Here is a 23,361-nt window from a genome sequence, read left to right on the forward strand (position 1 = left end):
TGGCGTCAATCAACGAGAAACCCGGACCAACGACCGACTGATCTAAACGAAACCGCCTAGTAGACACGGCCTGCGGCGAGTGAGATGGCTGCGGATCAGACGATGTGGCGGCCGCCGTCGACCGTGATGACGTCACCTGTCGTGTAGGTGGCGCGGATCAGAAAGTGGACCGCCTCGGACACGTCCTCGGGAGTGCCCACGCGCTTGAGCGGGGTGTTGGCGGTGATCCAGTCGCGGGAGCTTTCCCAGACCTCGTCGGCCTCGGCGTACCAGGCGGTGTCGACAAGTCCGGGGGCCACCGCGTTCACACGGATATCCGGGCCGAGTTGGGAGGCGAGCAGACGCGTCATGTGGTTGAGCGCGGCCTTGCTCACGGCGTAGGGGATCGAGCTGCCCAGGGCGCGGGTGGCCGACACGGAGGAGATGTTGATCACCGAGGCGGAGCCGGAGGCGCGCAGGTGAGGAACGGCGGCGGCGGTCAGCTGCCAGGCGCCGAAGACGTTGACGTCGAAGATCTCCCGCCAGGCGCTGATGTCTGCGCCCTCAAGGTCGTTCAGTGGGATGAAGCGTGTGGTGCCCGCGTTGTTCACCAGGACGTCGAGGCGGCCGTATGCGTCGATCGCCGCCTGCACGATGCGCTGGGCGTCCGCGGGGTCGGCCACATCACCCTTGACGTACACAGCGTCCGGCAGCGACGACGCGAGTTCCTTGCCGGCGGCCTCGCTCCTGGCGGAATTGACGACTATTCGCATTCCTTCGTCGGCCAGCCGGCGGGCAACGGCTGCGCCAATTCCAGATGACGAACCGGTGATTAGTGCGACGCGGCTCTCGGTCATTTCCCGTCCCCTGTTTTGCTGTTGACATGATCAGGAGCGGATCATAGCCTACCGTCAGACGGAATAGGTATTCCGCATTGCGGAAGTCTATCGGTGAAGAGTGTCCCGTTCGGGCAGCGTCGCCCCATTTTCTACCGGACCCTTCCCCGCGCCCCGGGACTCTTGCGCCACGGGTGATCCGGCGTTCATTCATGCCCTGGGAGGGCGTCCTCTGCCCGGGTAGGGCACTCGCAGCGAATTTGGGGGATTCATGCCGTCATGGCCTGTGGCTGGTTTGCGCAGCGGTACCGGGGGAGTGCACCGTCTTGTCGCTGAGCGCATGAGGGACGGCTCCGCAACCTTGTCCGTGCGTGAGGCACTGACCGGACGTGAACTCAGCCGCGAAGAGGTGTGGCGGGAAGCCGGCGTTGTGGCCGCTCGGCTTGCGGGACGCGGGATCGGCACCGGTGACGTCGTCGCACTCGACCTGAACCGCAGCGCGGATCTCATCGTCGCCGTACTCGGGGTGGTCCGGGCCGGGGCCGCCTATCTCCCGGTGGATGGCCAGGCGCCGACCGACAGGATTGCCACGATTCTTCAGGACGCCCGAGTGGCGGCCATCATCGTGGGCCGGGGCGAGGGCTACCGTGACCGGCCGCTGGGTACTGACGCTGGTGTGCCCGTCCTGACCATCGGCGACGGGGACGACCCGTATGGGGCGCTCGATGCCCCCGACGTCACCGTGGCCGACGACGCCCCGCTATGCGTGGGGTACACCTCGGGCTCCACCGGCGTTCCCAAGGGTGTCGTCGTACCCCACGGCGCCGTGCACGACCTGGTGACCGACACCGCACAGCCCGGCGCAATCACTTCCAACGACCGAGTCGGACAGCTCGCCAACCCGGCCTTCGACGCTTTCACCTGGGAGGTCTGGGGCGCCCTGACCACCGGCGCACCGCTGATCGTGCTGCCCACCGTCGTCGAGACCGACCTCGAGCGATGGGCGGGCCTCCTCGTCGCCGAACGGATTTCCACTGCGCTGCTGACCACCTCGCTCTTCCATATGGTGGCCCGCGAAGCCCCTGCGGCGCTCGCTTCTCTGCGCCAACTCCTGGTGGGGGGTGAGCAGATGGAGCTGGCCGCTACTGAACGTGTGCTCGCCGCGGGCGGGCCCGAACTGTTGCTCAACATCTACGGGCCCACCGAGACCACCGTGTTCGTCACAACGTTCACCTGCACACCGCAAACGTTGGCCGGGCGTACCCGAATCCCGATCGGGCAGCCGGTGCGCAGGGTGCGGCTGCATGTGCTCGACGAAGAGATGCGCCCAGTCGCCCCAGGCGAGACGGGTGAACTCTGTGTCAGTGGCCCCTCGGTGACCAGCGGCTACCTGCACAACCCCGAGCGCACCGGTCGCTCCTACGTTGCGTACACGGCGCCCGATGGCGCCACCGGAACCATCTACCGCACAGGTGACCGCGTGCGACAGCTGCCGGACGGTCAGTATGAGGTCGTCGGCCGCGCCGACCGGCAGGTCAAGCTGCGCGGCTTCCGTATCGAACTGGAGGAGATCGAACAGGCCGCCGTCGCGACCGGCCGCACCGAGGCCGCCTTCGTGGAGAAGCACGGCGAGGGGCACACCGCCCGCCTGGTGGGCGCGTTCCTGCGCCCTGCGGTATCAGGGGAGGCGGCAGCCGGAGAGCTGGCCGCAGCACTGGCGGAGCTGCTGCCCGCCTATATGCTGCCCGCCATGTGGGTGCCGCTGGCCGAGCTGCCGTTCGGTTCCACCGGAAAGGCCGACCGGACCCGTATCAAGTCCGTGCTGGCCGAGGCCGCCGAAGCTGCCGTGACCACCCCGGCGGTTGCCGAAGAGCCAGCCGCGACCAACCCGGCCGGTGCGGTCGTCGCCGAAGTATGGGCCGAACTCCTTGGCCTTCCCGGCCCGTCGGACGTGCAGGCCACCGACGACTTCATCGGCCTGGGCGGCAACTCGATCCTGGCGACGCAGGCGGCGTTCCGCATCGGTGAACGCCTGGGCATCCGCCTCGACCCCACCGACGTGCTGCTCACGCCCAGCTTCGCGGAGCTGGTGGACCAGCTGGGCCGAGCCTCGAAAGTCTGAATCCGACCAGCCCTCAAGCACAGACGTCCGCAACCTCTCCCGGGTGCGGGCTCCCCTCTCATCGCGCAGCCGCGGATCTGGCCGTACGGGCCGGACCGCCATGCGGGCGTGCGGGCGAACCGCCGTGTAGCGGCCTGCTGCCGTCCCGCCGCATTGCCGCACTGTCCTGAACCATTGTTAGGAGAACCACTGATGGCGCCTGAGCGCCCACCGGCGCCCGCACGCCGCGAGGTCACCGTCGCCCCCCTCTCGCAGGCCCAGGAACGGCTCTGGTTCATCCACCAGGCGGCCCCCGCATCCCCTGTCTACAACGTGCCCCTGCTCACCCGCTGGCATGAGCCGATCGACCTCCCCGCTCTGGCGCGTGCGCTGGAAGCACTGGCTGCACAGCATGCGGTCCTGCGCACCACGTACACGATGCGCGGCGGCCGCCCGGTGCAGGTCGTCGGCGCACCCGGTCCCGTGCCGCTGGAGGTGGTCTCCGCCACGGCACCCGATCCGGACGAGGTGGCGCGCCGCGCCCGTGCCCCCTTTGCGCTGGAAAGCGAGGCGCCGTGGCGCGCCACCGTATGGCAACAAGCGGACGGCGGGCACGGCGCCCTGCTTTTGACCATTCATCACATCGCCGTCGACGGCTGGTCGTTGCCCGCCCTCTACGAGGGACTGGCCTCGGCATACGAGCAGGCACTGGCCAACGCGGACCGGATCGACCTTCCCGAGCCCCCCGTGCACTATGCGCAGTTCGCCCTACGGGACCGGGAAGCCGCGTCAGAAGCCGCACTTGAGGAGTTGGTCGCGCAGCGGGCCGTCGTCCTCGCTCCGGCTGCGGGCCGTGACCTCGCGCTCGGCCCCTGCCGACCGCGGCAGCGGACGTTGGAAGGTGACCGGGAAGGGGCGCAGCACCGCTTCACGCTGCCCGCCGAATTGGCCTCCTCCGTGACGGGCTTGGCGCGCACCTTGAGGGTCACGCCCTTCGTGGTGCTTTTCGCCGCGTTCCAGGCCGTGGTCCAGCGGTGGAGCGGTCGGGAGCGGTTCCTGCTTTCCACCGTCGCGGCGAACCGGCCGAGCGCCGATGTCGAAGGCCTCGTCGGGTTCTTCGTCAACACCGTCCCGCTGATGTGCGCCCCCGACTCCGAGGCCGGATTCGACCGGCTGTGCGCCGACTCACGCGGAGAGGCCTTCCGCGTCCTGACGCACCAGCGGATCCCCTTCGACAAACTCGCCGCACGCCTCGGCGGCGAAGGGCTCGCCGACGTGGGCTTCATCCTGCAGAACGCCCCAGCCGCGAGCACCGGCGTGCGGTGGGCGCCGCCCGAACTGCTGCCGACCGACACGGCCAAGCAGGACCTCTCGTTCGTCCTGGAATACGCGCCCGGCGGCGGACTGGCCGGCACGGTGGAGTACGCCACCGACCGGTACTCCGCCGCCACGGCCCGGCGCATCGCCGAGAGTTACACGGCGCTGCTCACCGCGGCCGTCGCTGCACCCAACACCCCGATCAAGGACCTACCCGTCACGCTGCGGGCTTCCGGCGCGCTGCCGCACGGAGTCCTTGTGGGACGGACCGCCGCCCCTTTCCCGGCCGTCACGGTCGCCGAGGCACTGGAGTCGGCGCTCGCCGCCGCGGACCCCGAGCGGATCGCCGTGGAGTGTGCGGGCACCAGCCTGACCTGGGGTGAACTCGCCCGCTGGTCCGGCGCGGTGGCCGCGCACCTGCGTGCCGAGGGGGCAGGCCCCGCAACCTGCATTCCGGTCCTCGCCGCCCGGGGCCCGGCTCTCGTCGCCGCATGGGTCGGGGTGCTGCGATCCGGTGCGGCCTTCGTGCCGCTGGCCATGGACACCCCCGCGGCACGGATCGCGTACATCCTCGAACAGACCGCTGCCGACACCGTCCTCGTCTGCGCCGCGGGCGCCGACCTGCTCGCCCACCTAGACACCCTCGCCAAGCCGCAACTCCTCGAGGAACTCCGAACACTGCCTGGTGAATTCACCCCACCGGCCGCCGCGGCGGGACCGGACGACCCGGCGGCGGTGATCTACACCTCCGGAACCACCGGCCGCCCCAAAGGCGTCCTCGTGCCGCACCGCGGTCTGCTCGCCACCGCCCTGTGGTGGGGTGACGACTGCGGTCTCGGCCCCGACGACCGGCTGCTCCTGACCGCGGGCACCGCCTTCGACCCTGCCGCCTTCAACGTCGTCGAGACCCTGCTCGCCGGCGCCCGCCTCGTCATCGCCGACGATGTGCAGCGGCGTGACCCGCGCGCCCTGTTGAGCCTGGTGCGCGGTCCCGAGGGCGCCACGGTCGCCGGCTCGCTCACGCCGAGCCTGCTGCACGCGATGCTGGAGGCCGACTCCGGTGGCGCGCAGGGCAGTTCACTGCGAGTGGTGTACTCGGGCGGTGAGGCCCTGCCCCAGCGCCTCGCCACCGAGTGCGCAGCGCGCTGGGGCGCGCGAATCGTCAACGTATACGGCCCGACCGAGGCCTCCTGCAACAGCACCTACGCACCGGTCGACCCCACCGCGGACGAGACGCCCGCCATCGGCGTGCCGCTGCCCGGGATGCGTGCGTACGTCCTTGGCCCGCGCGGCGAGGAACTGCCACCGGGGGTCCCTGGTGAGCTGTATGTGGCAGGTCCGGGCGTGGCGCTCGGCTACCTCGCGGCGCCCGAGCAGACGGCCACGGCCTTCCTGCCCGATCCGCACGCCGAGCGGTTCGGCGCCGGTCCGAAAGCCCATATGTACCGCACCGGCGATCTGGTGGTGCTGCGCGAGGACGGCCAACTCGGCTATCTGGGCCGCGCCGACGGCCAGCTCAAGATTCTGGGCAACCGCATCGAGCCGGCCGAAGTCGTCCGCCTCATCGAGGAGCATCCATCCGTCGCGATGGCCGCAGTGCACGCCGCCGGATCACCGCCCGCGCTGGTGGCGTATGTGGAACTCGCCTCCGGCGCCGAGCCACCCTCCCGCGAGGACCTGGTCAGGCCACTGCAACGCTGGCTGCTGCCCGCAGTTCTGCCGCGCGAGGTGTACGTGGTCGACGGACTTCCACGGACCGCCAACGACAAGGTCGACTTCGAGGCCCTGGCGACCCGGCGGGACCGGCCGCTGTCCGCGGCCGAGCAGAGCGGACCCGTCGACCTGACGCCGATGCAGCGCAGAGCAGCCCTCCTGATGACCGACGTGCTCCTGCGCAGCCGGGGCGCGGACCGCGGGAGGACGCCCTGCGAGACCGAGTCGCTGCCCGGCCCGGACGCCGACTTCTTCACGCTGGGCGGGCACTCGCTGCTGGCCGTACGGGTCGTCGCCGAGGCCGAGCGCCGCTACGGGAGGCCCGTGGCGCTGCGCACCTTCCTCGGCGATCCCACCGTGGCCGGTCTTGCCCGCGCTCTGGAGAACGCAACGCCGGCCGATGACAGCGGCATCGAGTTCGACCCCGGTGCCGAGCACCCCGCGAGCCCCGTGCAGCAGCGACTGTGGTCCCTGGACCGGATGCGGAACGTGCGGACCTCGTATCTGGCGCCCGGCATCGTGGAGTTCGACGGGCCCGTGGACCGTCCGCTTCTGACGGAGGCCTTCGCCCGCGCCCTCGCTCGCCATCCGGGACTGCGCTCACGCTTTCGTCTGGACACCAGGGCCCGCCGGGTGGTCTACCGCACCGACGGCCCGCCGCCCCAGGTCGCCTCGGCCGACGCCGCCTCGTGGAACGAGGCGGAGCGCGAGGAATACCTCGCGAAGGTGTGCTGGACCCCTTTCGACCTCGCCGCCGAAGCCCCCGCGCGGGGCGCGATCGTAGGGCTTGGGCCCGAGCGGACCCTGCTCGTGTACGGGGTGCATCACCTCGTCTCCGACGGCTGGTCCCTCGACCTCGTCCTGTCCGACGTGGCCGCGCTGTACCGGTCCCTGACCCATGGCACGGAGCCGAACCTGCCGCACGCAGCTCACCCCGCCGCCCTACGCGCACCGGCAGCTCCGGACGCAGCAGCGCTGGAACACCTGCTTGCCTCCCTGCGCGAGGCGCCCATCGACATCGAGCTGCCGCACGACCGGCCCCGCGGCACGTTTCAGACCGTCGAGGCGGACCAACGAGAACTGGCCCTGCCCGCCGGTCTGGCCGACCGGCTGCGGGATGCTGCGGCCGAGCTGCGCTGTACGTCGTTCATGCTCGGCGTCGCCCTGCTCGGGGCGGCACTCGCCCGGCGCGGCACACAGCGTGACTTCCTGTTCACCTTCCCCTGGGCGGCCAGGGACGGCGCTGCCCGAGCCTCCACCGTCGGCATGTTCGTCAACACCCTCGTCGTGCGGGCCGATCTGACCGGCGGGCCGAGCTGGCGTGAACTCCTGTGCCGCGTGCGCGAGTCCGCGCTGTCGGCCTACCGGCACGCCGACACTCCGTACGACCTGGTCGCCGCAGCGCTGCAGCCCGACCGGGACCCCAGCCGGCCCGCCGTCACCCCCGTCTACCTCACCGCGGCCGACGCACCTGCGCAGCCGCCCGCGCTCGGCGAGGCGGTCCGCGCACGGTTCGTCACCCCGCCCCGCCTGAAGTCCAAGTACGAGCTGGAGCTGACCGTCACCGGTGGACCAGGCCGCTACCACCTCTCTCTGACCTACCTCACCGCCCTGTTCGACGGTGCCACCGCCGCAGGGCTCCTCACCGACCTGGCGCAAGCCGCCGCCGATCTCGCCGACGATCTGGAGAATCCCGTGCTCACTCCCGCTTCCGACACCCAGCAGGCACCCGCGGCCGACCTCACCGACCAGGTGGCTGCCCTGTGGACCGAGGTCCTCGACGGCGCCGAGGTCGCCGGGGACGTGAACTTCTTCGACGCTGGGGGCGACTCACTGCTCCTGATGGTCCTCATGGAGCGTCTGTCCGAGCTCACCGGCCGGGACCTCGACGCGGCCGACCTGTTCGAACACAGCACCATCGACGCTCAGGTGGCCTTCCTTGAGGAGGGCTCCGCGTGAGCCACGACGGTTCCATCGCCGTCATCGGCATCGGCTGCCGCTTCCCCGATGCCTGGAGCCCGCAGGAGTACTGGGCCAACATCGCCGCGGGCCGGGTGTCGGTCCGCGACCTCGATCCGGCCGCGCTCAGGGCTGCCGGTCTGAGCCAGGAGACCTTGGACGCACCTGACTTTGTCAGCCGGGCGGCGTCCGTACCGGACGCCGGCGCCTTCGCCGCCGACTTCTTCGGCTACTCACCGGCAGAGGCGGCGGCCACCGACCCGCAGCAGCGGATCTTCCTCGAAGCATGCTGGCAGGCGCTCGAATCCGCCGGACATGCACCCTCGGGCGGCAGGCTCGTCACAGGAGTGTTCGCGGGCGGCAGCCCGAGCACCTACATGGCCGCTCTGCAGGCCTTTCGCGCCCACACCGATGGGGTCATGGGCGCCGTCGACGACGTCGCCCTGCACCTGGGCGGCCTGGGCGACTTCTTGCCCTCGCGGGTCGCCTACAAACTCGGGCTGCGCGGCCCGTCCATCGGGGTCCAGACCGCTTGCTCCTCGTCGCTGACCGCGGTGCATTACGCGGTCCTCAGCCTGCGCGCGGGTGAGTGCGACCTGGCGCTCGCGGGCGGAGCCTCCGTCAACGAGCCGCTGCTCGGCTACCGTCACCACCCCGGTGGCCTGCAGTCCACCGACGGCTACTGCCGCCCCTTCGACGCGCGGTCGACCGGCACCTCCTTCAGCTCCGGCGTCGGTGTCGTGGCGCTGCGGCGACTTTCGGACGCCCTGCGCGACGGTGACACCGTCCTTGCGGTGCTGCACGGCACCGCCGTCGGCAACGACGGGGCGGCCCGATCCGGCTTCACCGCACCGAGCCCCTCGGGCCTGGCCGACGTGGTGGCGACGGCGCTGGACGTCGCCGGGGTCCGTGGCGATCAGCTGCGCTACGTGGAGGCCCACGGCTCAGGCACACCGCTCGGCGATCAGATCGAACTGCGAGGCCTGACCGCGGGATTGCGCGCCACAGCGGACCGCACCGACGCGCCCGCGGCATTCTGTGCGCTCGGCTCCGTGAAAGCGAACATCGGGCATGCGGGCCCGGCCGCCGGAATCGCCGGTCTGATCAAGGCGGTCGAGGTGGCACGGACCGGCGCGCTGCCGCCGCATCCGCTGTTTGAGCGCCCCCGTAACCCGGGAGTGCTCGCCGAGAGTCCGTTCACCATCAACGCCGACGCGGGCCGGGTGGCGCCGGAGGACGAGAGTTACGTCCTGGTCAACTCGATGGGACTGGGCGGCACCAACGCCACCGCGGTAGTCGGCCCGCCGCCCGAGCCACAGCGCACCTGTGCCCCAGCACGTGACCGGGTACGCCTGCTGATCTCTGCCCGCACCGCGCAAGAACTGACGGTTCTGGCGGAGGAGTTGGCCGACACTCTCATGACCGATAGTGCCCCGGCGCTCGCCGACGCAGCCCACACCCTGCGGGTGGGTCGCACGACACACGCGTACCGCCGAGTCATCGAAGCCCCCGGGGACAACCCGCGGGCGGTGGCCGCCGCGCTGCGCGAGCACCCCCCGACCGACCCGGTCAAGGTCGTGCGCAAGGTAGTGCTCGTGCCGCCCGCCGACACCCCGGACCATCCGGTGCTTGCGCTGCTGACCGCGGCCCTGCGCGGTCGCACGGAGATCCGCGTCCCCGGACAGCCGCCGCGCGCCGACCGTTTCGCGATCCTGATCGGCCACGGCGAGCCGGCTCCGGATCGCCACGTGCTGCCGGACAGCGCCGGTGGCATACGGCCCGAAGACGTGGAAGCCGCGCTCACCGCCGCCTGGCAGCGCGGCGCAGCAGTGGACTGGGAGGCGCTGCCCGAAGCCACAGGCCGTCGTGTGCCGCTGCCCACCTACCCCTTCACCCGCGGTCGTTATTGGGCCCTCGACACTCTGCCGCCGATCGCGGCTCCGCTCGGCGGGATGGCTCCGCAGGCCGAGGCACCGGCCGAGCAGGAGGGCGAGGTACCGACTGGTGCCGACGCCGTGGAGCGCGAACTTCTGGCCATCTGGCGCCGGTGTCTCGGTCACGCACAGCTCGACCCCGAGGACACCTTCGGCTCCTACGGGGGCGACTCGCTGACCGCCATGCGGATCGAGGCAGCCGTGCGGAAGGCCTTCGGCGTGGACATCAACGTCTACCGGGCGGGCGGAGCCGAGGCGACCGTTCGCCGTATGGCCGAGATGCTGCGCACCCCGACCGCCGCCGAACAGACGGGCGACGGCGGCGACCTCATCAATGCCGACCTCGCGCTCGACCTCGGCCCACCGACTGCGCCCGCAGCCCGCGCCGGGGCCGACGACACTCTACTGACCAGCACCACGAGGTTCCTGGACACCTTCGTCCTGTATGAACTGCTGCGCAGCACCGACGGACTGGTCCACTGCGTCGTCCCCGCGGACAACGAGGACGAGGGCCGCGCCTTGCTGCGTGCACGGGCCGCCGCCTGTGCGCTGCCCGAACCCGACCCGCAGCGCGTGGCTCTGCTGCCCGCAGGTGCCGACGAGAAGCGCGACTGGACCGCGTACGACCCACGGCTCGCGCGCCGGATCACCCGTGTGGTGCACACCTGTGCCCCCTTCGGCCTCACCGGCACGTACGACCAACTGCGCGAGGACACCGTGCTGGTGACGGCCTCCCTGCTGCGCTGGATGCGGCAGCACGGCATCGACGACCTCACGGTTCTGTCCACGCTCAGCGCCTGCGGTTCCGGTCTCGGCGCGCAAGCCCGGATCGAGGAGAGCCGGGAACAGCCGCTACGGCCCGGCATGCCCGGCGGCGCCGTCGCCGCCTGGGTCGGCGAGCAGCTCGCCGAACGCGCGGAGCGGGACGGCATGCGGGTACGGGTCTTTCGCACCGGCCTGCTCCTTGGCGCGCAGAACAGCGGAGCGTGTGACCCCGACCACCCGCTGTGGAGGCTGATCGCCGGTTCGCTCGCCGCGGGAGCCCACCCGCGCGATGACCGTCCGCTCGCCGTGAGCCCCGTGGACCTGGCGGCCCGCGCCATCGCCCAGCTGGCTCTGTCGCCCGCGTCCGAGGGACGCGCGTATCACCTGGTGGGGGAGGAGACCCTCACCACACAGCGCCTGTTCGACCTGCTCGCCAGCGTCGACCGGCCCACCCGCACGGTCACTGAGCGCGCGTGGCAGCGGGCCGTCGCGCTGCGCGCCCTCGACCGCGAGAACGAAGCGCTCGATCCGCTTGCGATCCGGGACATGGGCCGGCTCGTGCTGGGCGCGTCCAGTGTCGAGGCTCAGGCCTGGCAGCCCTGGCTCAAGGCCGCGGGCCGCGACCCGCGCCCCGGCCCGGACACCCTGCTGAGCAGCCTCGCTTTCGCCGCGGCCTGCCGAGCGGGCTACGCGGAGCTGCTCACCACGGCCGCCGTAGCCAGCTGACCGGCCGGCCGCGGGACCGAAGCGACAGCCCGGTCCGAGCAGACCACTCATGAACTTTCTGACGAAACAAGGATTTCGATGACCGACCCCATCGCTGCCGTCCACCCGGCGGCATACGACCGCACGCTCTACGACTGGTTCGCCGGTTCGCTGGCGGACCACCCCGAGGAGCCCGCCCTCGAAGTGCTCGGCACCACCTACAGTTACCGCGCGCTCGACGAGCGTGCCGCCGCCGTCGCGGCAGCCCTGCTCGCGGCGCACGGCGGGACCGCACCCACGAGGATCGCGCTGCTCGCCTCCCGAAGCCTGACCGCATTCGCCGGCTACCTCGCCGCACTGCGCCTCGGCGCCACCGTGACGCCGCTCAACCCGGGCTACCCGGTCGCCCGCAACCGCGCGGTGTGGCAGCTGGCTCGCGCCGACGTGTTGCTCGTGGACGCCGGCGGTGCCGCGCAACTGACCGTCGACGAGCCCGAGGTGACCGTCGTGCGGCTGTCCGAGGAGCAGACCGCCGCGCTTCCCGTGCCCGCCCACCTGCCCGAGCACACCACGGCACCTGGCGACGTGGCGTACGTGCTGTTCACCTCCGGTTCCACCGGGCGCCCCAAGGGCGTGCCGATCAAGCACCGCAACCTCGCCCCATACATCGCCCACAACATCGACCGCTTTGAGGTCGGCCCCGGCTGCCGTGTCTCGCACACCTTCGACCTGACCTTCGACCCGTCGGTCTTCGACCTGTTCGTCACCTGGGGCGGTGGCGCCACGCTGGTCGTGCCGCAGCGCAGCGAACTCCTCGAGCCCATCCGGTACGTAGAGGACCGGCGCATCACGCACTGGTTCTCGGTGCCCTCCGTGGTCTCGGTCTCGGCGAGCCTCGGCAAACTGCCCGCGGGCCAGGCCACCGGACTGCGCTACGGCATCTTCATCGGCGAGCAGCTCACGCAACGCCAGGCCCAGCTGTGGGCCGAGGCCGCCCCCAAGGCCTGCATCGAGAACGTCTATGGACCCACCGAACTCACCGTCGCCTGCACCGAGTTCCGCCTGGCCGTCGAGACATCCGACTGGCCCGCCACGTCCAACGGCACCATTCCCATCGGCCCCGTCTACCCCTTCCTCGAGCATGTGGTCCTCGGCGAGGACGGCCTGCCCGCCGAGGAGGGCGAGCTGTGCGTCCGCGGCCCGCAGCGCTTCGACGGGTACCTCGACCCGGCCGACGACCACGGCCGGTTTCTCGCCCACACCCCGGGCAGTGGACAGCCGGCCGAGATCTACCAGGGCGCGGGCCCACTGACCGCCGAGCACTGGTATCGCACCGGCGACCGAGTGCGCCGGGAGAACGGCACCCTCACCCATCTCGGACGCCTGGACAACCAGGTCAAGGTCCGCGGCTACCGCATCGAGCTCGGCGAGATCGAATCCGCGCTGCGCCGCCACCCCGGTATCGCCGACGCGGTCGTCCTCGCGGTGCCGGGCCCGGCCGAGACCGAGCTGGTGGCCGTGCACACCGGTGATCCGCTCAAGGCCACCGACCTCATGCTCTGGCTGCGCAAGCAGGTGCCGGTTCACATGGTGCCGCGCCGCTACGAGCACGTCGACGCCCTGCCCTTGAACCCCAACGGCAAGACCGACCGCCCGGCCCTGACGCGCCGCTACACCCCCGAAGGGAGCTGACTGGCATGGTCATCGACTTCGCCGCCCTGCTGCGCGATCTGAAGCCGCCATCGCCCGTGGTACGGGTGCTCGCCCTCAGCAATCTCGCCCGCACCGTTGCGAACGGCTTTCTGCTGTCGGTGAGCGTGCTGTTCTTCATCCGGGCCGTGGGCATTGATTCCGCCCGCGTGGGTCTCGGCATGACTGTCGCCGCGGTCCTCGCCATGCTGGCCAGCATTCCGGCCGGACACCTCTCCGACCGGCTCGGCTCTCGCAACACCTCGGTTGCCTTCGGCATCGCCCAGGGCATCGCCGTGTGCGCGTACGCCCTGACCGGCGGGTTCATCTCCTTCCTCGCAGTAGTCGCCCTGTCCGCCGTGATGGACGCGGGCGGTGCCGCAGCCCGCGGCGCACTGATCGCCGAGGCGCTCCCGCCCGCCGAGCGCGTACGGGCCCGTGCCTATCTGCAGTCGGTCATCAACGTCGGTCTGTCCGTCGGCACGCTGGCGGGCGCCATCGCCCTGGCGGCCGACTCCGGTGCGCTGTACCGCGGGCTGCTGGTCGCGGCCGGCGCCCTGTTCGTGGCGGCCGGACTGATGTGCCTGCCGCTGCCCGCCGCTCGCGCGGCCGCAGCCGGACGTCCGGATGAGCGCCGCAATGTCCTGCGCGACACGCCCTTCGTGGTCGTCGCAGTGCTCAACGCGGTCCTGGTCCTGGGCACCGATGCCCTGCTCACGGTGGCCCTGCCCATCTGGATCGCCGAACGCACCGACGCGCCCGTGTCGCTCTACGCGGGCCTGATCTTCATCAACACGGCGATGTGCGTGCTGTTCCAGGTGCGGATGAGCAAGGGAGCCGAGGACATCGCGGGTGGCGCCCGCGCCATGCGCCGCGCCGGCATGCTGCTCGCCCTGTGTTGCGCCTGCTTCGCACTGTCGGCGGGTCAGCCCGCCTGGGTCGCCGCGGTGTGTCTCGTGGTCGGTGCCGCGGTGCACGTATGCGGCGAGATGCTGCACTCGGCCGGCTCCTGGGCCCTGTCGTACGAGCTGGCACCGGCCGACGCACACGGCCAGTACCAAGGCATGTTCAACCTGGCCCAGCGCTTCGGCGCCGCCGTCACGCCCGCCCTGACCACCGCCGTGATCATCGGCTGGGGCTGGCCCGGCTGGCTTCTGTTCGCAGGCATCCTGCTCGCCGGCGGTCTGGCGACCCCGGCTGTGGCCCGCTGGGCCGAGCGCTCCCGTGCGGTCGAAGCAGCCGAGGAGCGGGGCGGTCCCGAGCAGTCCGCCGGCGCCGCGGAGCGCACCGGGCCCGCGCAGCCGGCGCCGTCCGCCAAGTCCGAGCAGCCCGCCGACGTGGCGTAACCCCGCCCAGGTCCTGCATTGACCGACACACACAGAGAGTTCCGATGGACTTCAGCCTGTTCTACTTCGGCAACGACAGCACAGCACCGGCCGACAGCGCGGACCGCTATGAGCTGGTGATCGAAGGCGCGCGCTTCGCCGACCGCCATGACTTCACCGCCGTATGGACTCCCGAGCGGCACTTCCATGCCTTCGGCGGCCTCTACCCGAACCCGGCCGTCACCGGAGCCGCCATCGCGGCCGTCACCAGCCGTGTCGCGGTGCGGGCCGGCAGCGTCGTGGCACCGCTGCACCACCCCGTGCGGATCGCCGAGGAGTGGTCGGTGGTCGACAACATCTCCGGCGGCCGCGCCGGACTCGCCTTCGCCTCCGGCTGGCACGCCACCGACTTCGCCTTGCGCCCCGAGACTTACGAGAATCGCCGAGACGTCCTCCTGGAGACCGTCGCTCAGGTCCGCGCCCTGTGGCGCGGCGAGGAGATGGAGGTGCTCGACGGTACGGGCGAGCCGCGGCGGGTGCGCTCCTACCCGCGTCCAGTCCAGGCCGACTTGCCCGTCTGGATCACCAGCGCGGGAGGCGTGGAGACCTTCCGCAACGCGGGCCGGCTCGGCGCCGGTGTGCTCACGCATCTGCTCGGCCAGGACATCGACGAACTCGCCGAGAAGATCGCCGCCTACCGCGAGGCGTACGCCGGCCGCCCCGACGCCAACGGCTCCCGAGGTCATGTCGTCGTCATGGTGCACACCTACCTCGACCGTGATGAGGACGCCGTACGCGAGCTGGTACGCACACCCCTCACCTCGTATCTGCGCACCTCCGTGGGCTTGCTCCTCGGCTCCCAGGCGCACGGCCCCCGCCGGATCGACCCGGCCAAGCTGCGCGACAAGGACCTCGACTTCCTGGCGGCCCGTGCCTTCGACCGCCACTACGAGGACGGAGGTCTGCTCGGCACCGTGCCGAAGGCCGCACGGATCGTCGAGCGCCTCGCCGCGATCGGCGTCGACGAGACCGCCTGTCTCATCGACTTCGGGCTGCCGGCGAAGACAGTCCTCGACGGTCTTCGCACGCTGGACGAACTGCGGAGGCTGACCACGTGAGCGCCCCCGTACCCACCGCGGCCGCGAGGGCGGAGGAGACGGAGACACCCCGCCGTCGCTTCCGCCGCACGGCAGCCCGCTTTCCCACCGGCGTCACCGTCGTCACCGCGCTGGCCGAGGACGGCGAACCGCACGGGACGACCGTCAACTCCTTCACCACCGTGTCCATGGACCCGTACCTGGTGATGGTCGGCCTCGGCCGCGGCTCGCGGCTGCACGACCGGATCCTCGCCCGCGGCGCCTTCGCCGTAAGCGTGCTCTCCAACACCCAGGAGGCCGACGCCCGCTGGTTCGCCGACCCCGCGCGGCCGGCCGGCGCGGCCTCCTTCACCGGCCTGCCCTGGCGGGCAGCGGACCTCTCCGGTGCTCCGGTGCTGATGGAGGCGGTCGCCTGGTTCGACTGCACGGTCCACGCCACCCACGCGGCCGGCGACCACACGCTGTTCATCGGCCGCGCGGAGGCCTTCGGTGTGCTCAGCGACCGGCCCGCACTGACCTTCGCGGACAGCCGGTTCGCGTCGCACGAGACCGCCGACAGCCGCTTCGCCCCGCGAGACGCCCCACCATCCGGCCCCTCCGTACGAAAGGACCTGCCGTGACCCGCGTCCTCATGTTCCCCGGGCAGGGCGCGCAGCGCGTCGGCATGGGCGGCGCCGAGCTCTTCGACCGCTTCGCCGACCTCGTGGCCGAGGCCGACGCCGCACTCGGCTACTCGCTGCGCGACCTCTGCCTGACTGACCCTCACCAGCGTTTGAACCGGACCGAGTTCACCCAGCCGGCCGTCTACGCGGTGAACGCTCTGTCCCTCGCGGCACTGCGGGCCGACGGCCAGCCCGATCCCGACGCCGCGATCGGACACAGCCTGGGCGAGTACAACGCGCTGCAGGCGGCGGGAGTGTTCGGCTTCACCGACGGGCTGCGCCTTGTGGCCGCCCGCGCCCGCGCGATGGCCCGGATCACCAACGGCGCCATGGCCGCCGTCATCGGCATGGACGAGGCCGTCATCCGGCTGCTGCTGCGCCGCGCAGGCCTGGAAGCGGTCGAAGTGGCCAACCTCAACACGGCTGACCAGACCGTGGTGGCCGGACCCGCGGCCAAGCTGGAGGCGGCCACGGTCCTGTTGAAGGAGTCCGGCGCCCGGGCGGTACGGCCGCTGAAGGTCTCAGGGCCGTTCCACACCGCTCACATGGCGCCCGCCGCCCGCGAGTTCGGCGAGCTGCTGGCCCGGACACCGCTCGCAGCTCCCCGCTTTTGCGTGTACGCCAACCGCACCGCGCAGCCCTACTCCGCCGAGCACACGACCCGGCTTTTGACCGAGCAGATCGATCATCCTGTGCGATGGCGCGAGACCGTCGAGCGGCTACTCGACACCGACCCGGACACCGAGTTCCAGGAGGTCGGGACCGGCCCGGTACTCACCCGCATGCTCCGCGCGATCCACACCGAGAGGACCCCATGACGACCACCGCCGCCAGGGCCGCCATCCGCCCCCGCCCCGTCGACGACCCCGCACTCAGGCTGTTCGTCCTACACCACGCGGGCGGCTCACACCTCGCCTACACCGACTGGGTCGAGCACTTCCGCGATGACTGGGACATCTGCCTCATGGAGGCGCCCGGCCGAGGACCGCTCAGCGGCGTGCCGGCCCGGGAGGACGCCACCGCGCTGGCCGCGTACCTGCTCAAGGACATCCATCCTCTGCTGGATGCCCCGTTCGCGTTCTTCGGCCACAGCATGGGCGCACTCACCGCGTACGAGATGACGCTCCAGCTCGTCGAGCGTGGCCTCGACCTGCCTGTGTGGCTGGGCATCTCCGCCTGCGAGGCACCCTTTGATGAGCAGCCGCCCTTCGGCGGTGCCCCGCTGCACACCCTGCCCTCGCCGAAGCTCCGCTCGGCCCTTGCCGCGATGGGCGGGCTGCCGCAAGCGATTGTGGACGACGAGGACATCTGGCAGGTCTACGAGCCCCGGCTGCGTGCCGACTTCAAGCTGGTGGAGACCTGGCGGCCCCGTCCGAAGGACCGCAGCCGCATCCCCGTCCCCTGCTCGCTGTTCGGCGGCGAGGACGACCATGTCGTCAGCCGCGCACAACTGCGCGCCTGGGGTGAGGGCGCCGACCGGCTGATCGGTGAGCACTTCTTCCCTGGCGCCCACTTCTACTGGGACCGGCAGATCCCGCTGATCACCGCACAGATCGCGGAGGAGGTCGACACGGCGGCGCCGGGCCTGTCTGGCTGGTGAACCACACCCCAACGGACTCCGCACACCAGGTCGCAGACGTACGGTCTACGGTTCGAGGACGCGCCGACCACGGCCATGGCAGGCGGTGGTCGGCTCCGTCGCACAGGCGTCGTCGGGACGCGAGCCTGCGGATGCTCACAGTGTGTCCCTCCAGTACACCCGACGAGAACATCCGTATGACTGGCACCACGCACGTGTACTACACCGCAGGCCGCAGGCGTGCTGTGGGCCCTCACTGCCTAGGTGTGTTGTTCTGTCACGTTGGTGACGCGGCTGGCTGGGGTTTGGCCGCTGATTCCGGTGTGGGGTCGGTGGTAGTTGTACCAGTCGAGCCAGTCGGTAAACGCTGCTTGGCGTTCGGCGTCGCTGGTGTAGGGCTGGTGATAGGCCCATTCATCGAGCAGGGAGCGGTGGAAGCGTTTGACCTTGCCATTGGTCTGCGGTCGCCAGGGCCGTGTCCAGCGTGGCTGGATGCCCAGCTGCCGGCAGGTCTGGTGCCAGGTGGTTTTCGTGTAGGACCAGGCGTTGTCGGTCAGCACGCGTTTGACGGTGATGCCGTGGCCGACGAACCAGGCGGTGGCCCGCTGCAGGAAGCCCGCGCAGGTGGCCGCCTTCTCGTCGGGCAGGTCTTCGGTGTAGGCGAGCCGGGAGTGATCGTCCAACGCCGTGTGCAGGAAGGCCAGTCCGGCCTGGTCGCGGTTCTTGCTGCCTGCGGCCCGTCCCAGCATGCGATGGCCGCCGCCGTTGGGGATGGGGCCCAGCTTCTTGACGTCGATGTGGAGCAGTTCGCCGGGCCGGTCGCGTTCGTAGCGGCGGATGGGCCGACCGGTGGCCCGGTCCAGCGTGGCCAGCGGTGGTAGCTGGTGGTCGCGCAGGATGCGGTGCACGGTCGAGGCGGCGATGCCGGTGCGTATCGCGATCCGTTGGGGACCGATCCGATGTTCCTGGCGCAGCCGTACGACCTGCCCCTCCACAGTGGCGGGGGTTTTATGCGGTGAGTGGTGCGGGCGGCTGGAGCGGTCGTACATGCCCCTCCAGCCTTTCAGGCGGTAGCGGTCGGCCCAGCGTTATGCGGTGGTGTGGCTGGCCTGGAACCGTTCGGCGGCCCGCCGCAGCGGCTAGCCGTCCTCCACGATGCACCAGGCCAGGTGCAGTCTGCCGGTGGGAGTGAGCGGGGCGTTACGGTGGCACATGAGGGCCTCCTGCACTCGGCGGTAGATGTCGCAGTCGCAATCACCACCGAAACCAGAAGGCCCTCACCCATGCAAGACCGCGCTCGCGTCACCAACGTGCCCGAACAGCACATCTAGCGCTGGTCCTCCCAGCCGTGCACGGCTGGGCCCCGCGCCAACTCCCGCTCCAGCTCGGCGAACCGCGCATCGGAGAGCTTGGGCAGCTTCGGTGGCCCCGCAGGCCAGGGCATTCATGGCACCCCCGCGCCAGGCGCGCCGCCAGCGCTCCAACGACCGCTCGCTGACCCGCAGATGCCTCGCGATCACCGCGTTCTTGTCACCCCGCGCGAACCGCTCGCCGGCCTCGAACCGGATCCGTTCCCGAAACCGCTGCCGCTCGGCGGTCAGCCCACCACCTTGCGCGTACCGCAGACCACCGGCCTGCCGCAAGGGTCACCATCCGTCACCCACTCCGACAACACCCCGGAGGTCAGTAATTGCCGTAGTGAGCAGAGGACACGGGGGTGGGGCGGGAGGACGCAACGGAGGGGCATACCGGATGGTGCTCTGTGTCGACTGCGCCCGCCCGGCGTACTCGCCGTGCCGGGCTTGTGTGCTCCGCACGCGCCTCCTCTGGCGGACGCCGCCATGACGGTGTACCGGCATGAGGGTGAATGGCCGTGCCGCCGGTCCACGTAGGTCGTTCTCCAGGCATGAAGTGCGGGGGTGGTCTGCTTGCAGGAGGTTGCCATCGTCCCGGCCCTCAGTAGTGCTGACGGCTATGTCGGAGACCACGAAAACAACTGTATGAACGGAAACATCATCGATCATTCTTAGCCGTTCCGGCATCAGGCACCACTCGTGTTCGACGGTGCGTGCCCGCCACGGGAGCCCAACCAGGCCAGCACGATCAAGCCTGTTCCGGGGCGGGCATTCCGCGGAGTGTGAGCGTCCGGCGTCCCAGCAGCCCTGGGTAACTCCCGGACCTGGGAAGGCGCCCGGAGGACGCTTGGGTGCCTGCTATGGGCTGGCGGCGAATCATGCCGTCCCGGACGAGTGCCTGGGCAGAGCCCCCGATCTCGCCAGCTACCGTCGCGAGCGCGTGCAGAGGTCGCGGATCCCGGAACGTGTGGCGGCCGCGGTCTACCGGGTTCTGGCCGGCAGCGACCGGACGAGCCCGGCGCTGCGGGAGTCTTTGTTCGACGTGTGGCGGCGCGACCCGCACGAGCGCTCCCACGCCATGCGGCTATTGGCCCTGGACGAGTCCCGCCGTAGCGCCTTCGGCGGCTCCGTCGCCAGCATTGCCGCGGGCGCGCTCGCTCGCGCGGTCGGCGACGAACGCACGGATCTACTGGACTCCGCGGCGGCGGTCACGGGTCTCGCAGAATGGCTGCTGCTGCGGCTGACGGGGTCGCGAGTCGGCATTCCCCCACAGCAGTCCGTGCGCCAAGTGGCGGCCATGGGAGGCCGCTGGTGAGGTGCGCGCACCCGACAGCGGACTTTCCTCCCGCCGCACGTTCACCTGTTGCCCCACGACCGCCTCAACCGGCCCAACGACCCGGACTGCCCCTACCGGGTGGGCTCCCCGCGTTGGCGGCAGTCGAATCGCGCATGGTGGCAGCGGGCAATCGCTCGCTCCTTGGGCGCGACTCGTCTTCGATGATGCCCGCGGCCGGGTTCCTGCCCTTGGTTGCGCTCGCTTTTTCGCCTTTGGCCTGCGGTGTTCCCATCGGGGCGTGCGCGCGGCGGACCCCCGGACAGTGTTTCTGCCTCCTCAGCGGCGGGTCATACTGCCTGCATGGACACTGACCCCTTGGACAGTTCGTCCGCTGGAGACGACGCCGCACAGTCCCCGCCCTCCCATCGCCGGGGCCGGCAGCAGGCTGCCGACGAGCGCGAGGCCGCCGCCGACCGTCGTGAGGCGGCTGCCGACCGGCGCGATGCCGCCGCCGACAGCCGGGAGGCCGTCGCCGACAAGCGGGAGAGGGCCGCGGACGCGCGCGAAGCCGCCGCCGACAAGCGGGAATCGGCCGTGGATGCGCGGCAGGAGCGAGTCACCGATCAGGAGGAGAGCCTGGATCAACGGCTGCGTTCCGCGGGGGAGGCGGCGCCCTCCCTGCGCCGGCGCTCATACGAAGGGATCGACCGGGCCCGGGAACTGCTGGCGGCAAGCCGGGAGCGTTTGGACCGCAGACACGCACGGCTGGACCGCGAGGTCGAAACCGACCAGCGTGAACAGGCAGCCGTGGACCGGGAGTCGGGTGCCTCCGCCGCACGTCTGGGCAAGCCGTCCCCGGTGCTGCTCCAAGTCGTGGAGGCCCGGGCCGCCCGGCTGCGGAAGCTGGCCACGGAGGCGGTGCACTCGCTGGCCAGAGCCGAGGATGCACTGGCCCACGAGCACGCACTCCATGACCACGCCGAGCAGGCCGATGTTCACCGGGCGCGCGCCGAGCAGGCCCGCACGGCGGCCATCGCACTGCACGCCCTCGGTAAGACCGCGCCCGGAAAGGACATCGGCACCGCACCTGGCCCGGACTGATGACGGCCCCGGGGCGCAGGGGCCGTTCGCTGCCGGTGGTCTCCCGCTGATCGGCGCCGGACTGCGCATCGGCATTCCCTGCCCAGCGCCGGGCACCGTCATCAAGGCCGGAGGGCACTTCGGCGCTCCTGCCATGCCACGAACGCGGTGTTGTCCTTCGCTGGCGCCCTTTCACCGGCCTCTCCATCGACGCGAACCGCACGAGCGGCATGCGCCCAAGGCCGGGGAGGCATGGGTTGCCGCCTCACTCGCGGTGTGTCCTACTCCGCTCACGGCTGAGGCGCTCAGCGGGCTGCGCTGCCGGGGTTGGCGGGGGCCGGCGCGCCGCTGCCGGTGTAGGAAGGGAGGTTGGCCACCAACTCGGTGAGGGCCGGGTCGCCGGCGTAGCGTCGCGTGTGCAGATCGGCGATCTTGTGGGCGATGTCGGGGTCGTCGCTGTCGGTGGTGTCGTAGGAGACGAAGGACTCCAGCAGCGGCAGACCGATTCGGTCGGTGTGGGCGTGCGAGGGTGCCATCAGGTACTCCCAGTAGCCGTCGAGATCCTTGAGGAGGAAGACGGCGCCGTACTCGAACTCGCCGCCGACGTCTCTGCCGACCACGTAGCGTGTGACCGCGTCGATCGACTCGCCCTGGTTGCGCAGGCTGGCGAGGGCCTCCTCGCGCTGCTCAGCGGTGGCGGTCGCCTTGAAGGTGAACCGGTTGTGGTGATAGATCATTTCTCTCCCTTGGCGGCCTGCGGGGGGCTTTCGGGTTTCACGGTCGGGGCTGACCAGTAGCCGAGGAGTGCGGTCACTGCCTGATCGGCCAGGCGCAGGGAGCGGTCGAAGCCGATGTCCTCGATCGACCCGATGCTCGCGAGGCCGTGCAACGTGCCCCACAACAGGTCGCAGGCGTCCTCGACACTGGCAGGTTCGGCTGCGGTCTCGGCCGCCCACGCACCGATGAGCTGCCTGGTGAAGGCGATCACGTCATCGGCGGCGGCGCGGCGGGTGGAGGCATCGACGTCCGTGCCCGGTGCGCCCGACATGAGCTGGTACAGGCCCGGCCGTGACCGGGCGAACTCCAGGTACACGGTCGCCGCCAGGTGCGGGCCCCGTGACGCCGGTTCGCCGGCCACCGCGGCCCGCATCCGCTCCGCCAACTCGCCGTTGACGCGCTCCAGCAGCGTGTGCAGGAGGGCCTCTTTGCTCGGAAAGTGCTGGTAGATCACCGGCGCGCTGTAGCCGATCTCAGCAGCGATCCGCCGGATGGTGACCGCCCGCCAGCCCTCGGTCTCGGCCATGCGGCCCGCTGCCTCCAGGATCTCGGCGAACGTTCGCTGACGTACCTCTTCTCGCTTCCCCACCAAAACCCCTAACGACGTTAGAAAATCTAACGTCGTTAGTATTTTGTGGCCTCTCGAATCTGTCAACCCGGCGCGGCCATACTCGTCAGCCCTGGAGGCTCCGCTCGGCGTCGTCGTCCGAGGTCTGCCGCGCAAACACGATCCACCCCCGGCATACCTTGGAACGACCTGCCAACCCTCACCGCACGTCGCGGAAGAGGAGGTTGGTGGCTTCCGGGGGCATCCGCTCGGGGGCGCTGACGGAATCGGTCGGACGCGCGTCGGGCGGCACTGCTGGTGTGTCTGTCCTGTGCCGCGGGACCTGGAGCATGTGCCACCGAACCTCGACGGACGCCAGCCGGTGCCATCGAAGTGTGATTACTCCTGGCTCGAGGCTCGACACGGAGGAGCGGTGCTGACGGTCGACAGCAATCGGACGGCTCGATCCTGCCCACTTTGGAGTGCGCGCACTGCCGGTCCCGGAGGACGCAGGGCGGCGTACTGCTTCACAGTGAGCCTCCGACCCGGGGGACGGCCCCTTTGGAGCGCCTAGGCACTGTTTCTCGGATCATGTTCGGAGCCAGATGGTGAGGGCCGCGAGGGTGATGGTGCCGAGGTAGATGTAGGCACGTTTCTCATAGCGG

At 70.7% G+C, this 23,361-nt stretch carries 14 protein-coding genes and 2 pseudogenes; 11 read left to right on the forward strand and 5 right to left on the reverse strand.

Features of this window, described 5'->3' with window-relative positions; translation table 11 throughout:
* Positions 1 to 95: 95 nt before the first annotated feature.
* Positions 96 to 836 carry an SDR family NAD(P)-dependent oxidoreductase gene (locus ACWFRU_RS38960; protein WP_453693008.1) on the reverse strand — a complete coding sequence of 247 codons (741 nt, stop codon included), beginning with the start codon at positions 834 to 836 and terminating at the stop codon, positions 96 to 98.
* A 346-nt stretch (positions 837 to 1,182) separates the two neighbouring features.
* On the opposite strand from ACWFRU_RS38960, the gene ACWFRU_RS38965 reads away from it, so the two are divergent.
* From ACWFRU_RS38965 to ACWFRU_RS39005, 9 genes are all read left to right on the forward strand, one after another.
* Positions 1,183 to 2,937, forward strand: coding sequence for a non-ribosomal peptide synthetase (locus ACWFRU_RS38965; protein ID WP_453693010.1), 1,755 nt, complete (start codon positions 1,183 to 1,185; stop codon positions 2,935 to 2,937).
* 192 nt (positions 2,938 to 3,129) lie between these two features.
* Complete coding sequence (locus ACWFRU_RS38970) at positions 3,130 to 7,905, forward strand: amino acid adenylation domain-containing protein (RefSeq protein WP_453693012.1); 4,776 nt, start codon at positions 3,130 to 3,132, stop codon at positions 7,903 to 7,905.
* Complete coding sequence (locus ACWFRU_RS38975) at positions 7,902 to 11,330, forward strand: beta-ketoacyl synthase N-terminal-like domain-containing protein (RefSeq protein WP_453693014.1); 3,429 nt, start codon at positions 7,902 to 7,904, stop codon at positions 11,328 to 11,330. The genes ACWFRU_RS38970 and ACWFRU_RS38975 overlap by 4 nt, the downstream gene beginning before the upstream one ends.
* Positions 11,331 to 11,408: 78 nt before the next feature.
* Positions 11,409 to 13,001: an amino acid adenylation domain-containing protein gene (locus ACWFRU_RS38980; RefSeq protein WP_453693016.1), complete on the forward strand. Its 1,593-nt coding sequence runs from the start codon at positions 11,409 to 11,411 to the stop codon at positions 12,999 to 13,001.
* A 5-nt stretch (positions 13,002 to 13,006) separates the two neighbouring features.
* Positions 13,007 to 14,344, forward strand: coding sequence for an MFS transporter (locus ACWFRU_RS38985; protein ID WP_453693018.1), 1,338 nt, complete (start codon positions 13,007 to 13,009; stop codon positions 14,342 to 14,344).
* Positions 14,345 to 14,388: 44 nt separating this feature from the next.
* Positions 14,389 to 15,441, forward strand: coding sequence for a MupA/Atu3671 family FMN-dependent luciferase-like monooxygenase (locus tag ACWFRU_RS38990; protein WP_453693020.1), 1,053 nt, complete (start codon positions 14,389 to 14,391; stop codon positions 15,439 to 15,441).
* Entirely contained in the window at positions 15,438 to 16,040 is a 603-nt protein-coding gene (locus ACWFRU_RS38995) for a flavin reductase family protein (RefSeq protein WP_453693022.1), read from the forward strand. Before ACWFRU_RS38990 ends, ACWFRU_RS38995 begins: the two co-directional genes overlap by 4 nt.
* Entirely contained in the window at positions 16,037 to 16,900 is an 864-nt protein-coding gene (fabD, locus tag ACWFRU_RS39000) for an ACP S-malonyltransferase (RefSeq protein ID WP_453693024.1), read from the forward strand. Before ACWFRU_RS38995 ends, fabD begins: the two co-directional genes overlap by 4 nt.
* Positions 16,897 to 17,682 carry a thioesterase II family protein gene (locus ACWFRU_RS39005; RefSeq protein WP_453693026.1) on the forward strand — a complete coding sequence of 262 codons (786 nt, stop codon included), beginning with the start codon at positions 16,897 to 16,899 and terminating at the stop codon, positions 17,680 to 17,682. Before fabD ends, ACWFRU_RS39005 begins: the two co-directional genes overlap by 4 nt.
* Before the next feature lie 239 nt (positions 17,683 to 17,921).
* Here the strand turns inward: ACWFRU_RS39005 and ACWFRU_RS39010 are convergent.
* Together ACWFRU_RS39010 and ACWFRU_RS39015 are read right to left on the reverse strand one after the other, a co-directional pair.
* Positions 17,922 to 18,875: pseudogene (locus ACWFRU_RS39010) on the reverse strand (IS481 family transposase).
* Between the two features lie 116 nt (positions 18,876 to 18,991).
* A pseudogene (locus ACWFRU_RS39015) lies at positions 18,992 to 19,286 on the reverse strand (helix-turn-helix domain-containing protein); the annotation flags it as partial.
* Positions 19,287 to 19,956: 670 nt separating this feature from the next.
* Here ACWFRU_RS39015 and ACWFRU_RS39020 point away from each other — a divergent pair.
* Together ACWFRU_RS39020 and ACWFRU_RS39025 are read left to right on the forward strand one after the other, a co-directional pair.
* Positions 19,957 to 20,331, forward strand: a complete 375-nt coding sequence (locus ACWFRU_RS39020; protein WP_453693028.1) for a hypothetical protein — start codon at positions 19,957 to 19,959, stop codon at positions 20,329 to 20,331.
* A gap of 321 nt (positions 20,332 to 20,652) precedes the next feature.
* Positions 20,653 to 21,393 carry a hypothetical protein gene (locus tag ACWFRU_RS39025; RefSeq protein WP_453693030.1) on the forward strand — a complete coding sequence of 247 codons (741 nt, stop codon included), beginning with the start codon at positions 20,653 to 20,655 and terminating at the stop codon, positions 21,391 to 21,393.
* A 284-nt stretch (positions 21,394 to 21,677) separates the two neighbouring features.
* Here the strand turns inward: ACWFRU_RS39025 and ACWFRU_RS39030 are convergent, their stop codons facing one another.
* Together ACWFRU_RS39030 and ACWFRU_RS39035 are read right to left on the reverse strand one after the other, a co-directional pair.
* Positions 21,678 to 22,109, reverse strand: a complete 432-nt coding sequence (locus ACWFRU_RS39030; RefSeq protein ID WP_453693032.1) for a Dabb family protein — start codon at positions 22,107 to 22,109, stop codon at positions 21,678 to 21,680.
* Positions 22,106 to 22,738 (reverse strand): TetR/AcrR family transcriptional regulator, encoded by a 633-nt coding sequence (locus ACWFRU_RS39035; protein WP_453693034.1) that lies wholly within the window; start codon positions 22,736 to 22,738, stop codon positions 22,106 to 22,108. Before ACWFRU_RS39035 ends, ACWFRU_RS39030 begins: the two co-directional genes overlap by 4 nt.
* Positions 22,739 to 23,361 lie beyond the last annotated feature (623 nt).

This window comes from Streptomyces sp. NPDC055099, assembly GCF_053607685.1.

Excerpts from the sequence above, each read along its gene's own strand:
- ACWFRU_RS38960 (WP_453693008.1), bottom strand. The coding sequence starts at position 836 with ATGACCGAGAGCCGCGTCGCACTAATCACCGGTTCGTCATCTGGAATT.
- ACWFRU_RS38970 (WP_453693012.1), top strand. The coding sequence starts at position 3,130 with ATGGCGCCTGAGCGCCCACCGGCGCCCGCACGCCGCGAGGTCACCGTC.
- ACWFRU_RS38980 (WP_453693016.1), top strand. The coding sequence starts at position 11,409 with ATGACCGACCCCATCGCTGCCGTCCACCCGGCGGCATACGACCGCACG.
- ACWFRU_RS38985 (WP_453693018.1), top strand. The coding sequence starts at position 13,007 with ATGGTCATCGACTTCGCCGCCCTGCTGCGCGATCTGAAGCCGCCATCG.
- ACWFRU_RS38990 (WP_453693020.1), top strand. The coding sequence starts at position 14,389 with ATGGACTTCAGCCTGTTCTACTTCGGCAACGACAGCACAGCACCGGCC.
- ACWFRU_RS39005 (WP_453693026.1), top strand. The coding sequence starts at position 16,897 with ATGACGACCACCGCCGCCAGGGCCGCCATCCGCCCCCGCCCCGTCGAC.
- ACWFRU_RS39025 (WP_453693030.1), top strand. The coding sequence starts at position 20,653 with ATGGACACTGACCCCTTGGACAGTTCGTCCGCTGGAGACGACGCCGCA.
- ACWFRU_RS39030 (WP_453693032.1), bottom strand. The coding sequence starts at position 22,109 with ATGATCTATCACCACAACCGGTTCACCTTCAAGGCGACCGCCACCGCT.